The organism is Streptomyces sp. 63XJN7_1_ISO-PGPR-S23-121 (assembly GCF_056173025.1).
In genome coordinates, this window is sequence record NZ_CM149653.1 from 1,932,583 (window position 1) to 1,945,329 (window position 12,747).

The window sequence follows — 12,747 nt, forward strand, 5'->3', positions numbered from 1 at the left end:
GCCCCGCCTCGACTCCGGAGAGACCTGACCATGGCATCCACCGTTTCGCACCGCACCGGCACCAGGATCACCGACGTGGCCTCCACCGACCGGATCGCGGCGGACATCCAACGCCGGCTGCACGCCGCCGACCGCCTCGTCCTGCCCCTGGAGGACACCCTCGAACTTCTCCGCCAGCTGCAGCAGTTCGAGCTGGGCCGCTTCCTGCTGCACAACCGCGGCCTCAACGGCTACTGGACGTCCTACATCTTCCGCAACCGGCCCGAAGGGCCCGTCACCCCGCTCGAACACTGGCTCCTCAACAACTCCCTGCTGTGCCGCGCCCGCGAGCGCTACCACCGTTTCAAGGAACTGATCGCCGAGCACGTCACCGACGGCACCACCCTCGCGTCCGTCCCCTGCGGCGTGATGGACGACCTGCTCGAACAGGACTACCGGGACGTGGCCGGCATCCGGCTGGTGGGCGTCGACCTCGACACCGAGTCCCTGCGCTACGCCGAGGAGAACGCCCGGCAGAACGGCCTCGCCGAGCACACTTCCTTCCGCCACGAGGACGCCTGGCACCTAAGTGCCGATGCGGAGTTCGATCTCCTGGTCAGCAACGGACTGAACATGTACGAGTCCGACCCGGCGCGGCTGACGAACCTGTACCGCTCCTTCCACAGGGCGCTGCGGCCCGGCGGCCGCCTGCTGATCAGCTTTCTCACCCCGCCGCCCCCGCCGCCGTGGGAGGCCCCGGAGCATGCCGCCGCCTGGGCGAAGTACCGCATGAGCGAGGACGACCTGCGCCGCGAGCTGTCCATCATGGGCGACATCGTCCAGGCGACCTATCTCAACTTCTCCAGCGAGAGCGACACTCGCGCCCAGCTGGAGGCGGCCGGCTTCACCCTCCGGGAGGTCCGCTACAACGCCGATGGCGTCCTGCCCATCGCGATCGCGGCCAAGTAGTCCGCCACCGGGGGAGCCGGGGCCCGACATCACCGGGACCGGCTTCCCCCGGGTCGCAGCACCCCTCACCGAACCACTCCCCGGAGCCCTGCTTCCCGTGATCACCGCCACCGAACTCGAACTGCGCGTCGGCGCCCGCGTCCTGCTCCAGCCGTCGTCCTTCCGCATCGCCAAGGGCGACCGCATCGGCCTCGTCGGCCGCAACGGCGCGGGCAAGACCACCCTCACCAAGTGCCTGGCCGGCGAAGGCACTCCGGCCGGCGGCACCGTCACCCGCTCCGGGGCGATCGGCTATCTGCCGCAGGACCCGCGAACCGGCGATCCGGACGTCCTGACGCTGGACCGCATGCTGTCCACACGCGGCCTGGACACCGTGATGCGTGCCATGCGCGACTGCCAGCACCGCCTCGCGGACGGACCCGACACCGCCCGGGACAAGACGCTGCGTACCTACGAGCGGCTGGAGAGTGAGTTCCTCGCCGCGGGCGGCTACGCCGCCGAGGCCGAGGCCGCCACCATCGCCGCCAGCCTCGGTCTGCCCGACCGCATCCTGGATCAGCCGCTGAGTACGCTGTCCGGCGGCCAGCGCAGGCGCGTGGAACTGGCGCGCATCTTGTTCTCCGACGCCGACGTACTGCTGCTCGACGAGCCCACCAACCACCTCGACGCCGACTCGATCGTGTGGCTGCGCGACTTCCTGGGGCGCTACCAAGGCGGGTTCGTCGTCATCTCGCACGACCTCGATCTGATCGAGACGGTGGTCAACAAGGTTTTCCACCTGGACGCCAACCGCTGCGCCCTGGACGTCTACAACATGGGCTGGGCGCGCTACCAGGCCCAGCGAAGCGCCGACGAACGCCGCCGCAGGCGCGAACGCAGCAACGCCGAGCGGAAGGCGGCGGCCCTGACCTATCAGGCGAACCGGCTGCGTGCGGGCACCAAGGCCGTCGCCGCACAGAACATGGCCCGGCGCGCGGAACGGCTCCTGGCGGGCCTGGAGGAAGAGCGGCGCGCCGACAAGGTGGCCAAACTCCGCTTTCCCGAACCGGCGCCCTGCGGCAGGACCCCACTGTCCGCGGAGGGCCTGTCGAAGGCATACGGCTCACTGGAGGTGTTCGCCGGCGTCGATCTGGCCGTGGACCGCGGCTCGCGCGTGGTGATCCTCGGCCTCAACGGCGCCGGAAAGACCACTTTGCTGCGGCTGCTGGCCGGCGTGGAGGGACCCGACACAGGCCAGGTGATCGCGGGCCATGGCCTGAAGCTGGGCTACTACGCCCAGGAGCACGAGACCTTGGACCCCGACCGCACGGTGCTCGAGAACATGCGCGCATCGGCGCCCGGCACCGACCTCATGGAGCTCCGCAAGGTCCTCGGGTCGTTCCTGTTCTCCGGCGACGACGTCGACAAGCCGGCTGGCGTCCTTTCCGGCGGCGAGAAGACCCGGCTCGCGCTCGCCACGCTGGTGGTGTCCTCGGCCAACGTGCTGTTGCTGGACGAGCCGACCAACAACCTCGACCCGGCCAGCCGTGAAGAGATCCTCGGTGCACTACGCACCTACCAGGGTGCTGTCGTCCTCGTCACCCACGACGAGGGGGCCGTCGAGGCACTCCAGCCGGAACGCGTCATCCTGCTGCCCGACGGCGTGGAGGACCTGTGGAACGACACGTACACCGACCTCGTGGCACTGGCCTGAGTCCCATGCCAGGAATCACCATGCATGCTGCTCCGGACCCTGGTCGGCAAGCCCGTGCTGCTTCCTGCACCGAAGCGGCATTCCTCCGTAGGCGAGGTGTTCCAGGTGCTGCGCAGGACCGCCACCGCGATGCTCACGGGCGTCCGCCGCAGCGCGCCGCCCGCCCGTGGGTGGGCGGCGGGACCGCGCAGAAGCCACTGCCCGAGGCAGCGGGACCGCCTCGACCGGTGGCCGCGCCCGGCCCAAAGAGGATTAATCATCAGATGGTGCCCCTTCCTTGCCTCAAGCCGGCTGGAGGGCCGGTCGAGAGGGAAGGCTGGAGAGGCATCGTCCCCCGTATGGCGTGGTCACGGTGGTGGCGATCGTCGACGCGGACACCGGCGCCCTCTCCGATGCCCCCCGACTTCCTGGCTTGCTCCTCGCGGGTGAGGCGATCTTTGAGGGACGCCTGGGTGGCGCCTCCGACCTCCATGCCATCGGCAGGCGAAACCTCTCCGAAGCCGGGTGCCCGCGGCTTCGTCCACGACGACACCGCCTTCGAGCCGGTCATCCCCGTCATCGAGAAGGCCCTGGCCACCGCAGCCGAGGAAGGCGTCGGAGAGGCGCGCCAACTCGAACAGCTCCCCGCCCGCGCCGTGGCGAACTGGGCGTTCCGCACCCACTGCCGCAAGCCCCTCATCATTCCCGTCAGGGCAGGCGCTCCGGGGGCGGACGCCGATGCGCACGGGGGTGGAACTAGACGGGTCGTCGCAGATGTCCTGCCTTGTCACCGGCCCACCGGGTCGGCCCGTACGGATAGCGCCCTGGTCGGCTCGGTGGCGGGAGCGCTGCGCCGGGCATTCCGCGGCGCCTCCAGCAGCTGACCTGCCGCCCGAGCAGCAACATGACGGCCATGGGATCAGAGACGTGGATAGTCTGGTGCACCGGCCAACGGAGGAGAGAAAGTGCGTCAGACATGACGCTCATTTGACGCTCCGGCCGCCTCACAGCCCGTGCCGAAGGCAGGAAAAGCCCATGTCACCTGCGGATTCTCCCTTCCGCGCACCTTGTGACGTGTTTCCGATGACGCATCACGTGGAGTGCGTGGCGATTCTGGAGCCCGCTGCAAAGGGCATCTGACCTGCTGCTCTTCTGATTTGCCAGACCGCGGGCGGGTCGTGCCGACACGTTTTTGTCAGTCCACCGCGTGGAACCTGATGCAGGTCCCGCCAGATGTCTCACCTACGACGGCCTCGGGGGATGTCTTGACGCTCGTTCGACGCTGATTCCGACGGAGCGACGCGGTTGTCCAGGGTCGGACGGCGATGCCGGTCGCCGCCGACGCCGGGCTGGTCTCCCGGCTCGACGGCGTGGTCGCAGGAGCGACAACGCACATGCGGCGAAGACCGGCCAGCCGCTCCCGGCGCCGGTGCTCCCCGCATTCCGTGCCGTCTCACCCGAGCGGGTCGCACTCAGCACAAACGCGCCCCCGCGCGTGCGCGTTCGGCCGGCCAAGCTACTTCCTCTCTCCTCCCACGAAGCCCTTCCTCATCTCAGGCGTCCGGCCGGCAGTGCTCGGCGAGCAGCTCACGGCCCGCCTGCGAGCCTCCGCCAATCGGTCGACCTCCGGGGTGGGGCGGGGTCCGCTCCACAGGGCGGCTGGGACGATGCGCGCATGGCACCCAGGACAAACACTGGCGAAAGCCCTGCAAAGGCGCGAACCGTTCTGCTGACACTCGCGGCCGGTCAGTTCCTCATGGCGCTGGACAGTTCGGTCATGAACGTCTCGATCGCGACGGTGGCCGACGACGTGGGCACCACGGTGACAGGTATCCAGGGCGCCATCACGGCCTACACCCTCGTGATGGCGATGTTCATGATCCCCGGCGGCAAGGTGGGGGCGCTGGTCGGCCGCAGACGCGCGTTTCTGATCGGCTGCGTCGTCTACGGCTGCGGCTCTCTCACCACGGCACTCGCACCGAGCCTGATCGTGCTGCTGCTCGGCTGGTCGTTCCTCGAGGGGATCGGGGCGGCGCTCATCATGCCCGCGATCGTGGCGCTCGTGGCCGGCAACTTCGCCCCCGAGCGCCGTCCCGCCGCCTACGGTCTCGTCGCGGCCGCGGGGGCCGTGGCGATCGCGGTCGGGCCGCTCATCGGGGGTGTCGCGACGACGTACTTCTCCTGGCGGTGGGTCTTCGCCGGTGAGGTCCTGGTGGTGCTCGGCATCCTGGTGCTCGCCCGCCGGATCACCGACGCGCCCGTCGGCGAACGCGCTCGCATCGATCTCCTCGGCGCCGTGCTGTCCGCGCTCGGGCTCGGGGTCTTCGTCTACGGCGTGCTCCGCTCCGACGAATGGGGCTGGTTCCAGCCGAAGCCCGACGCGCCCTCATGGCTCGGGGTCTCGCTGGTCGTGTGGCTGATGCTGGCCGGTCTTCTGCTGATCTGGCTCTTCCTCCGCTGGGAGGCCCGCAGGGTGAAGCGGCACAGGGAGCCACTCGTCGACCCGGCCCTGCTGCAGAACAGGCAGCTCACCGGCGGCCTGACGATGTTCTTCTTCCAGTACCTCGTGCAGATGGGCGTCTTCTTCGTCGTACCGCTCTATCTGTCGGTCGCCCTGGGACTGTCCGCGCTCAAGACCGGTGCCCGCCTCCTGCCTCTCTCCGTGACCCTGCTGGCGGCCGCCGTCCTGATCCCCCGCTACCTTCCGGACGTCTCGCCCCGGCGGGTGGTGCGGCTCGGCGTTTCCGCGCTGTTCGCGGGAGCGGTGGTCCTGATGGCCGCGCTCGACGTGGATGCCGGTGCGGAGATCGTCACCATCCCCCTGCTGTTGATCGGGCTGGGCATGGGCGCGCTGGCGTCCCAGCTCGGGTCGGTCACCGTGTCCGCGGTGCCGGAAGCCCAGAGCGCGGAAGTCGGCGGCGTCCAGAACTCCGTCACCAACCTGGGCGCCTCGATCGGTACGGCGCTCGCCGGGTCGATCCTGATCGCCTCGATGACAACCTCCTTCCTCACCAGCGTGGAACAGAATTCAGCCATCCCGGCCGAGGTCAAGAGCCGGGCGACCGTCGAACTCGAAAGCGGCGTACCGTTCTTGTCGGACGCCGACCTCGAGTCCGCGCTCGACGAAGCGGGCACCAGCGAGAAGGTGACTCAGGCGGCACTCGACGCGAACGAAGACGCCAGGATCGACGGTCTGCGCGCCGCACTGGCCATCCTCGCCTTCGCCGCGCTCCTCGCGATGTTCTTCACCTCACGAATCCCGAAGACCCAGCCCGGTTCTACGAAGCCGTAGCAGCAGGACGACTGAATTCGAGCCGTCGTCGTTTCACCGCTCCAGCGGACCGGGGTCGGCGCGGAGCGCCATCCAAGAGCGCGGAGGCTTGTCCCGTTGCCTCCAGCGCTCCCTTGTTTCGGGCCAGTCTCCGCTCCAGCCGTTCCACCTGGCGGCGCAGCTTCTCCAGGGCCTCGGCATCCCGCGCGGTCCGCCGCCCTTCCCATGCCGGCGGCACAGGAACTCGCGGCGCGCGATCGCGCCCCTTCTCGTTCTTCGGTGCGGCGTCCTGCTCGACCACGATCATCCGTGAGCACTTGCTGTGGAGTGGATGTTACGAAACCAGCGACGGGCGCCGCCCGACGGGCGGGGCCCACTGATCCCCGGCGGTTCGCTCCGTGCGATTGACCTCGGCCCAAACGGCGTCGAGTGACAGGCCGAGGGTGTCGGCGATCGCCGCGATGGTGGGGAAGGCGGGGGTGGCCACACGGCCGGACTCGATCTTCCGCAGGGTTTCCGGCGAGATGTGCGAAGCGAGCGCCACGTCCAGCATCGAGCGGCTGCCCCGGGCTCGGCGGAGCAGGGCGCCAAGACGCTGTCCGCGTTCTACCTCGGCTGGGGTGAGCGGCGACCTGACCATGCCACCATTCTAATACCGGTATAGTTAGACCGGGATAGTTATTGGACGTACGCGAGAGGTTCCCATGATCGAGATCCTGAACTCCGCGCGGCTCGAGCGGGCGAGGGGCACCGGCGCTCTGGTCGGAGACATCCTGCACACACTGAAGCAGCGCAGCACGGTCGGGACGAACCTGCTGGACATCGACCAGTGGGCCAAAGAGATGATCACCGAGGCGGGAGCGCAGTCGTGCTATGTCGATTACGCACCTTCCTTCGGGCGCGGCCCGTTCGGGCACTACATCTGCACGGCCGTCAACGACGGAGTGCTCCACGGGCTGCCTCACAACTACACGCTGGCAGACGGGGATTTGCTGACCCTGGACCTCGCAGTAGTCAGAGGCGGGGTGGCCGCAGACGCCGCGATCAGCTTCCTGGTGGGCGGAGCCAGGCCGGCGGAGAGCGTCGCGATGATCCAGGCGACCGAACGCGCGCTGGCCGCCGGCATCGCCGCCGCCAAGCCCGGGGCGCGCATCGGCGATCTCTCTCACGCCATCGGCACGGTCCTCAGTGCGGCGGGCTACCCGATCAACACCGAGTTCGGAGGCCATGGCATCGGCTCGACCATGCACCAGGACCCCCACATCGCGAACACCGGACGGCCAGGCCGTGGATACAAGCTGCGTCCCGGACTGCTGCTGGCCCTGGAGCCCTGGGTCATGGCCGACACGGCCACGCTTCTCACCGACGCCGACGGCTGGACGCTGCGCAGCGCGACGGGCTGCCGGACCGCGCACAGCGAGCACACCATCGCCATCACCGACAACGGAGCCGAAATTCTTACCCTGCCCACGCAGGCACGACCATAGGAGGACGCTGCCACGAACAGCTCCCCGGCGGCCGGGTCGGCTTGCAGGTCAGGTCGCCGGAACGGGCCGCAGCCGGTAGGCGCCCCCGTGCGCGACGACACGGCCGGCTGTGGGCGGGGCGAAGTGGGTGCCGAGGAGGAGGGTGTCCGTGCCCGCGAGGGAAGCGAGCAGTGCTCCGCGGGTGGTCTCGGACTGCTGTGGGTCGATGTCCACGCAGGCGCCGATGGCGGGGTGGGCGAGTTGGACCGGGTGGTGAATGCAGTCACCGGTGATCAGCGCCGTTTCACCCTGACTGTTCAGTTCGACCGCGACATGGCCGGGGGTGTGGCCGGGGGTGGGGACCAGGCGCAGGCCCGGGGTGATCTGCACACCCTCGGCCGGGACGTCGACCAGGTCGAGCAGACCGGCCTGCTCGACCGGGATCACCGAGTCGCGGAACATCTGGCGGCGCGCCTCCTCCATGTCGTACGCGGCCCAGAAATCCCTTTCGGTGCGTGCGGTGAGGTAGCGCGCTGCGGGGAACGTGGGGACCCACTCGCCGTCCGCCTTCCGGGTGTTCCAGCCGACGTGGTCGGCGTGCAGGTGGGTGAGGACCACCAGGTCGACGGAGCCGGGCGGGAAGCCGGCGGCGGCCAGGCGCTCGGGGAAGTCGGTGCGCAGGTCGTGCCAGGCCGGGTTGGCCCGTTCCTTGCCGTTGCCGATGCCGGTGTCGACGAGTACGCGCAGCCCGTCCACGACGAACGCGAAACTGTGGCTGTCGATGTGGAGGATGCCGTCGTCGCCGGCGAAGTGGGGGCGCAGCCAGTCCTGGCCGGCCACCACCTGAGGAGTGGCGTCGGGCAGCAGCCAGGGTCCGGTCGCGGGCGGCAGCGGTATTTCGTCGATGCGGTGGACGGTGATGTCGCCCACGGCCCAGGAGGGGATGGAGGTGTCCGAGGGAGTCTGCATGATGTGTTTTTTCCTTTGTTCTTCAGCGGAGAGGCCGGTTGCGCGGGCTGCTGCGGGGCCCTGTCCGGGTTCGTGACACGGCGAGCGCTGTGAGGGCCGCCGCAGCGAGGAGTGCGGCGATGACGGCGTAGGCGTGCGAGGTGGTCCTGAGCCCGTAGTGCTGGGTGGCGGCCCCCGCTGCGATGGCGGGCAGGCTCATGGAGAGGTAGCTCAGCACGTAGTAGGCGGCCAGCGTCGCGGTGCGGTGCTGCTCGTCGAGCGAGGCGAGGAGCATGCGAAGTACCCCTTGGGAGACGGCCCCGAAGGCTGCTCCGGCCAGGACCGCGCCGCCGTGGACGGCCGGCAGTCCGACGCCGTGCAGACCGCTCAGGGTCAGGACCGCGGCGGGCAGGACGACCGTGCATCCGCCGATCGCGGTGGTGAGGGGGTCGGTGCGGCGCAGAACCCACATGGTGAGTGCGGCTGCGGCGCTGAGGGTGAAGAAGACCGTGCCGAGGGCCGCCTGCGGGGCGTCGGGGGCCACCAGGCGCACGAGGGCCGACCCGAGGGAGGAGTAGAAGCCGCCCAGTGCCCAGATCGCGACGGTCGCGGTGCCGGTGGTCAGCAGGGTGCGGCGCACCGCGGGCGGTACACCGAGCTGCGGGCGCAGCGATCGGAGCGCGCCTGCCCGGCGGTCGACTGTCTCCGTGGTGTAGGTGACGGCGATCGCCTGGGCGGCGAACAGCGCTGCCATCAGTGCGTAGACGGTGACGGTGGGGGCTGGGGCGAAGCGGACGAGGAGGGTGGAGGTGAGGACGCCCGCGGCCATGCCGGCGACCGGGGCGATGGTGTTGGTCAGGGCGGACCGACCGGGACGCCGCGGGTTCTCCAGGTCGAGGAGAGCCGCGCCCGCGGCGCTGGTGGCCACGCCGGTGGCCACTCCTTGCAGGATGCGGCCCGCTGTCAGGGTGCCTGCGCCGTCCGCCGAGGCGAGGAGAACCATGGCGACGGCCTGCGCACCCAGGGCGCCTGCCAGGACGGGACGCCGTCCCAGATGGTCGGAGAGCGTGCCGGTGGTGAGAAGGGCCGACAGCAGCGCCAGGGAGTAGGCGCTGAAGACCACCGTGACGGCGAGCGCCGAAAGGCCCCACTGGTCCTGATAGAGGGGGTACAGCGGTGTCGGGGCACTGGATGCCGCCAGGAGGGCCACGAGTACGGACGCGTCCAGACCGAAGGAGGCGGTGCGGTTCTTCCCGTGGGCGCGGCTGTCCCCGACAGGGCAGTGCGCAACTGAGCCGGACACGACGTCGGACATGGAACTCCTCGCTTAAAGCAACTCGTTTGCCTTAAGTGAGGGTAGGTTCTACAGTCGAGCTAAAGCAAATCATTAGCTTTTGGCGTGGTGCGACGCCTCGTCGCTCCACCCCGACCAGGGGAGAATCCGTGTCCTCCGCCGAACTCACACCGCCCGAGGCCGCCCGCTGGGCCGCCCGTGCCGGGCTTCCGCTGCCCGATGACCGCCACTCGGCGGTTGCGGCCACCGCCAACCACATCCACTCCGTCGTCGCGGCCCTGCGCGAGCTGAACTTCGGTGACGCCCCGCCCGCCGGTGCCTTCCGTGCGCAAAAGGAGAAGCACGATGCAGCCGTATGAGTTGTCCCTCGCCGCCGCCGCGCAGGAGATCCGGGAGCGACGGCTGTCGCCCGTCGAGCTGGTCGACTCGGTCCTCGACCGCATCGAGCAGGTGGAGCCGCACGTTGCGGCCTACGTCGCGGTTTCCGCTGACCAGGCCCGCCGGACCGCCCGCGAGGCCGAGCGCGAAGCCGCCCAGGGCTCCTACCGGGGCCCCCTGCACGGAATCCCGGTAGGACTCAAGGACTTGATCGATGTCGTCGGCGTGCCCACCACGGCAAGCTCCAGGACCCGGGCCGGTCACCGCGCGGCCTCCGACAGCACGGTCGCCGCGAGTCTGCGTGCGGCCGGCGCGATCCTGATCGGCAAGACGCACACCCACGAGTTCGCCTACGGGCTGACCACCCCGCAGACCAACAACGCCTGGGATCAAGGGAGGATCGCCGGTGGCTCCAGCGGCGGCTCTGCCGTCGCCGTGGCCTCCGGTGCGGCGACATCCGCCCTCGGCACCGACACCGGCGGATCGATCCGGGTGCCCGCCGCCCTGAACGGGGTGGTCGGACTCAAGCCGACGTACGGACTCGTGCCCCGTCACGGCGTCACGTCGCTGTCGTGGTCGCTCGACCACGTCGGCCCGATCACCCGCACCGTCGAGGACACGGCACTGGTCCTGACCGCCATCGCCGGGCACGATCCCCGCGACCCCGCCTCGGTGGCCGTCCCCGGCGTCGACTACCGGCCGAGCGCCGAACCGGACCTGACGGGAGTGCGCGTCGGCGTGCCTCGCACCTACTACTTCGAACACGTCGACGCGGAAGTCGCGGCCGCAGTCCGCCGCGCCATCGCGGAGCTGGAGGCGCTCGGCGCCCGGCTCATCGATATCGACATACCGATGACCCGCTACATCCAGGCCATCCAGTGGGGCCTGATGGTGCCGGAAGCCACCGCCTACCACCAAGCCACCCTGCGTGCCGTCCCCGAGCTGTATCAGGCGGATGTCCGGATCCTCCTGGAGGCCGGCGAGCTGATGGGCGCGGGCGACTACCTGCGGGCGCAGCGCGCCCGGACGCTGATGCGCGACGAATGGGCCCGCATCCTGGAGGACGTCGACGTGATCGCCGCTCCTGCGGTGCCGATGGCCGCGGTCCCGTCCGGTCAGGAGACCGTCACCTGGCCCGACGGCACGGTCGAGAGCGTCTCCGACGCCTACGTGCGCCTCTCCTCCCCGGCCAACATCACAGGAGTGCCCGCACTCTCCGTCCCGGTCGGCCGGGACACGGCAGGCATGCCCATCGGAATGCAGTTGCTCGGGCGGCCCTTCGCCGAGCGGACGCTGCTGCTGGTGGGCCACGCGTACGAGCGGACGCAGTCCGCCCGATCGCTCGCACCCGTCACCTGAGGGCGGTGCGTGGGCCGGGCCGGAAATCTCGGCCCGGCCCCCACCGCTCGGCTCCGGCGGGATCAGGACCGGATGCCCGCCACGCTGAGATCGGCGAGGACCCCGGCACAGCCGTCGGGCAGGCGCTCGCCCTTCGCCGCGAAGCCGGTGCCGGCGACACCCGCGGGCGCCGGAGCGCGTGGAGGGCCGGCAGCGACAGGGCCACGGCGCCACCGAAGAGCATGCGCTGCCCGGGGTAGAGGGAACCGCTAAACGCAAGGACTGTGCTTTAGGCTGGCGGGATGAGCACCAGACAAAGGGGGGTTCGCCCCGGCGGGCGCAGCGCACGCGTCCAGGCGTCGGTGCACACCGCCGTACGGGAACTCATGGAGGAAACGGGCCGCGAGGCACTGACCGTCCCCCTGGTCGCCCAGCGCGCCGGGGTCACCCCGTCGACCATCTACCGACGTTGGGGCAACCTGCAGGAACTGCTCTCGGACGTCGCGGTGGAGCGGCTGCGACCAGACACCGCACCGGAGGACCACGGCGACCTGCGGTCCGACCTCACGGCCTGGGCCGAACAGTTCCTCGACGAAATGACGTCCGCCTCGGGCCGCGCCTACATCCGCGACGCCCTGCTCGGTGACCCGGACGGCGACAACGCCGGCCAGTGCTCGGCCTACGCTGCCGAACAGATCAACGTCATACTCGCCCGGGCCGCCGACCGCCAGGAGCACGGTCCCGACGTCGAGACGGCCATGGACCGCATCGTCGCCCCCATGATGTATCGCATCCTCTTCCGTCCGGCCGGGCTCGACGCCGCGTACGCCCGCCGGCTGGTGACTGAGTTCTTCGGCGGACGGGGGAAGGGCGAGCAGTGACCGGGCGGCTGTCTCCGTCGTCCCGGTGAGCACCCGCGCGGCGCACGTCCTGCCGGACGCTCCGGGGACTTCGCCCGGCGCCCCGTGAGGCGGGGACGGGGGCTGCGGGGGCTGGCAGGGGGTGGACGCGCCGGCGGCGCCCACGGTCCCGATCACGTCCTCCTCCGCGAGAACGGGCCCGTAGGGGCTTTGGGCAACGGGCCGCCGGAAGATCTCGTTGAGAACGTCGACTTCGCAGTCCTGCCCGGTGGCTGGGTCAGTCACGGTGAAGCGGGCAGACAGCGGAGCGGTCTCCAGCGTGTGCACCTTCCAGCTGCGGGCTTGCAGGCCGGCCCGGAGCGTGGCGGCGATGTCGGCCATGGGCGACGGGTTCTCGGTGGCGACGTCGAGGTCCTGGCTGGGGCGGTTCACCAGGCGGTGTGCCCGCACGGCATATCCGCCAGTGAGGACCAGGGGGTACGGCGAGCCGAGGGCGATCACATCCGCCAGGAGCCGCGTGTGCAGCTCCGGCATGTCCGTCACGCGGCCGTCCGGGTGCGGGAGGCGAGCTG

General features: G+C 70.2%; 10 protein-coding genes and 2 pseudogenes. 8 read left to right on the top strand and 4 right to left on the bottom strand.

The features are described 5' to 3' along the window. Nucleotides 1-30 precede the first annotated feature (30 nt). The 4 genes and pseudogenes from AC0VYN_RS08755 (at nt 31) to AC0VYN_RS08770 (ending at nt 5,912) form a co-directional block, all read left to right on the top strand. Complete coding sequence (locus AC0VYN_RS08755; protein ID WP_475535463.1) at nt 31-948, top strand: SAM-dependent methyltransferase; 918 nt, start codon at nt 31-33, stop codon at nt 946-948. Between the two features lie 97 nt (nt 949-1,045). Continuing rightward, nucleotides 1,046-2,641: an ABC-F family ATP-binding cassette domain-containing protein gene (locus AC0VYN_RS08760; protein ID WP_475535464.1), complete on the top strand. Its 1,596-nt coding sequence runs from the start codon at nt 1,046-1,048 to the stop codon at nt 2,639-2,641. 340 nt (nt 2,642-2,981) lie between these two features. After that, nucleotides 2,982-3,330, top strand: a pseudogene (locus AC0VYN_RS08765) (hypothetical protein); the annotation flags it as partial. A 965-nt stretch (nt 3,331-4,295) separates the two neighbouring features. After that, entirely contained in the window at nt 4,296-5,912 is a 1,617-nt protein-coding gene (locus AC0VYN_RS08770) for an MFS transporter (RefSeq protein ID WP_475535465.1), read from the top strand. A 313-nt stretch (nt 5,913-6,225) separates the two neighbouring features. Here AC0VYN_RS08770 and AC0VYN_RS08775 read toward each other — a convergent pair whose 3' ends face one another. Further along, entirely contained in the window at nt 6,226-6,531 is a 306-nt protein-coding gene (locus AC0VYN_RS08775) for a helix-turn-helix domain-containing protein (protein ID WP_475535466.1), read from the bottom strand. Between the two features lie 64 nt (nt 6,532-6,595). Between AC0VYN_RS08775 and map the strand changes: the two genes are divergently transcribed. After that, on the top strand, nt 6,596-7,378 hold the full coding sequence (gene map / locus AC0VYN_RS08780; RefSeq protein ID WP_475535467.1) for a type I methionyl aminopeptidase: 783 nt from the start codon (nt 6,596-6,598) through the stop codon (nt 7,376-7,378). 48 nt (nt 7,379-7,426) lie between these two features. Here the strand turns inward: map and AC0VYN_RS08785 are convergent, their stop codons facing one another. Next, nucleotides 7,427-8,326, bottom strand: a complete 900-nt coding sequence (locus tag AC0VYN_RS08785; protein ID WP_475535468.1) for an MBL fold metallo-hydrolase — start codon at nt 8,324-8,326, stop codon at nt 7,427-7,429. Nucleotides 8,327-8,348: 22 nt separating this feature from the next. Continuing rightward, a complete protein-coding gene (locus tag AC0VYN_RS08790) occupies nt 8,349-9,620 on the bottom strand; it encodes an MFS transporter (RefSeq protein ID WP_475535469.1) in 1,272 nt (423 codons plus the stop codon). A 128-nt stretch (nt 9,621-9,748) separates the two neighbouring features. Between AC0VYN_RS08790 and AC0VYN_RS08795 the strand changes: the two genes are divergently transcribed. The 3 genes from AC0VYN_RS08795 to AC0VYN_RS08805 all read left to right on the top strand — a co-directional run bounded on the left by AC0VYN_RS08795 (nt 9,749) and on the right by AC0VYN_RS08805 (nt 12,196). After that, nucleotides 9,749-9,958: a hypothetical protein gene (locus AC0VYN_RS08795; RefSeq protein WP_475535470.1), complete on the top strand. Its 210-nt coding sequence runs from the start codon at nt 9,749-9,751 to the stop codon at nt 9,956-9,958. Then, nucleotides 9,945-11,336, top strand: a complete 1,392-nt coding sequence (locus AC0VYN_RS08800; protein ID WP_475535471.1) for an amidase — start codon at nt 9,945-9,947, stop codon at nt 11,334-11,336. Before AC0VYN_RS08795 ends, AC0VYN_RS08800 begins: the two co-directional genes overlap by 14 nt. A 281-nt stretch (nt 11,337-11,617) precedes the next feature. Then, entirely contained in the window at nt 11,618-12,196 is a 579-nt protein-coding gene (locus AC0VYN_RS08805; protein WP_475535472.1) for a TetR/AcrR family transcriptional regulator, read from the top strand. A 144-nt stretch (nt 12,197-12,340) separates the two neighbouring features. On the opposite strand, the pseudogene AC0VYN_RS08810 reads toward AC0VYN_RS08805, so the two are convergent. Beyond that, nucleotides 12,341-12,709, bottom strand: a pseudogene (locus AC0VYN_RS08810) (nucleotidyl transferase AbiEii/AbiGii toxin family protein); the annotation flags it as partial. Nucleotides 12,710-12,747: the final 38 nt, after the last annotated feature.

Bases quoted from the DNA above. Each gene is read 5' to 3' on its own strand.
- AC0VYN_RS08755 (WP_475535463.1), top strand. From the start codon at position 31: ATGGCATCCACCGTTTCGCACCGCACCGGCACCAGGATCACCGACGTG.
- AC0VYN_RS08770 (WP_475535465.1), top strand. From the start codon at position 4,296: ATGGCACCCAGGACAAACACTGGCGAAAGCCCTGCAAAGGCGCGAACC.
- AC0VYN_RS08775 (WP_475535466.1), bottom strand. From the start codon at position 6,531: ATGGTCAGGTCGCCGCTCACCCCAGCCGAGGTAGAACGCGGACAGCGT.
- map (WP_475535467.1), top strand. From the start codon at position 6,596: ATGATCGAGATCCTGAACTCCGCGCGGCTCGAGCGGGCGAGGGGCACC.
- AC0VYN_RS08785 (WP_475535468.1), bottom strand. From the start codon at position 8,326: ATGCAGACTCCCTCGGACACCTCCATCCCCTCCTGGGCCGTGGGCGAC.
- AC0VYN_RS08790 (WP_475535469.1), bottom strand. From the start codon at position 9,620: ATGTCCGACGTCGTGTCCGGCTCAGTTGCGCACTGCCCTGTCGGGGAC.
- AC0VYN_RS08800 (WP_475535471.1), top strand. From the start codon at position 9,945: ATGCAGCCGTATGAGTTGTCCCTCGCCGCCGCCGCGCAGGAGATCCGG.
- AC0VYN_RS08805 (WP_475535472.1), top strand. From the start codon at position 11,618: ATGAGCACCAGACAAAGGGGGGTTCGCCCCGGCGGGCGCAGCGCACGC.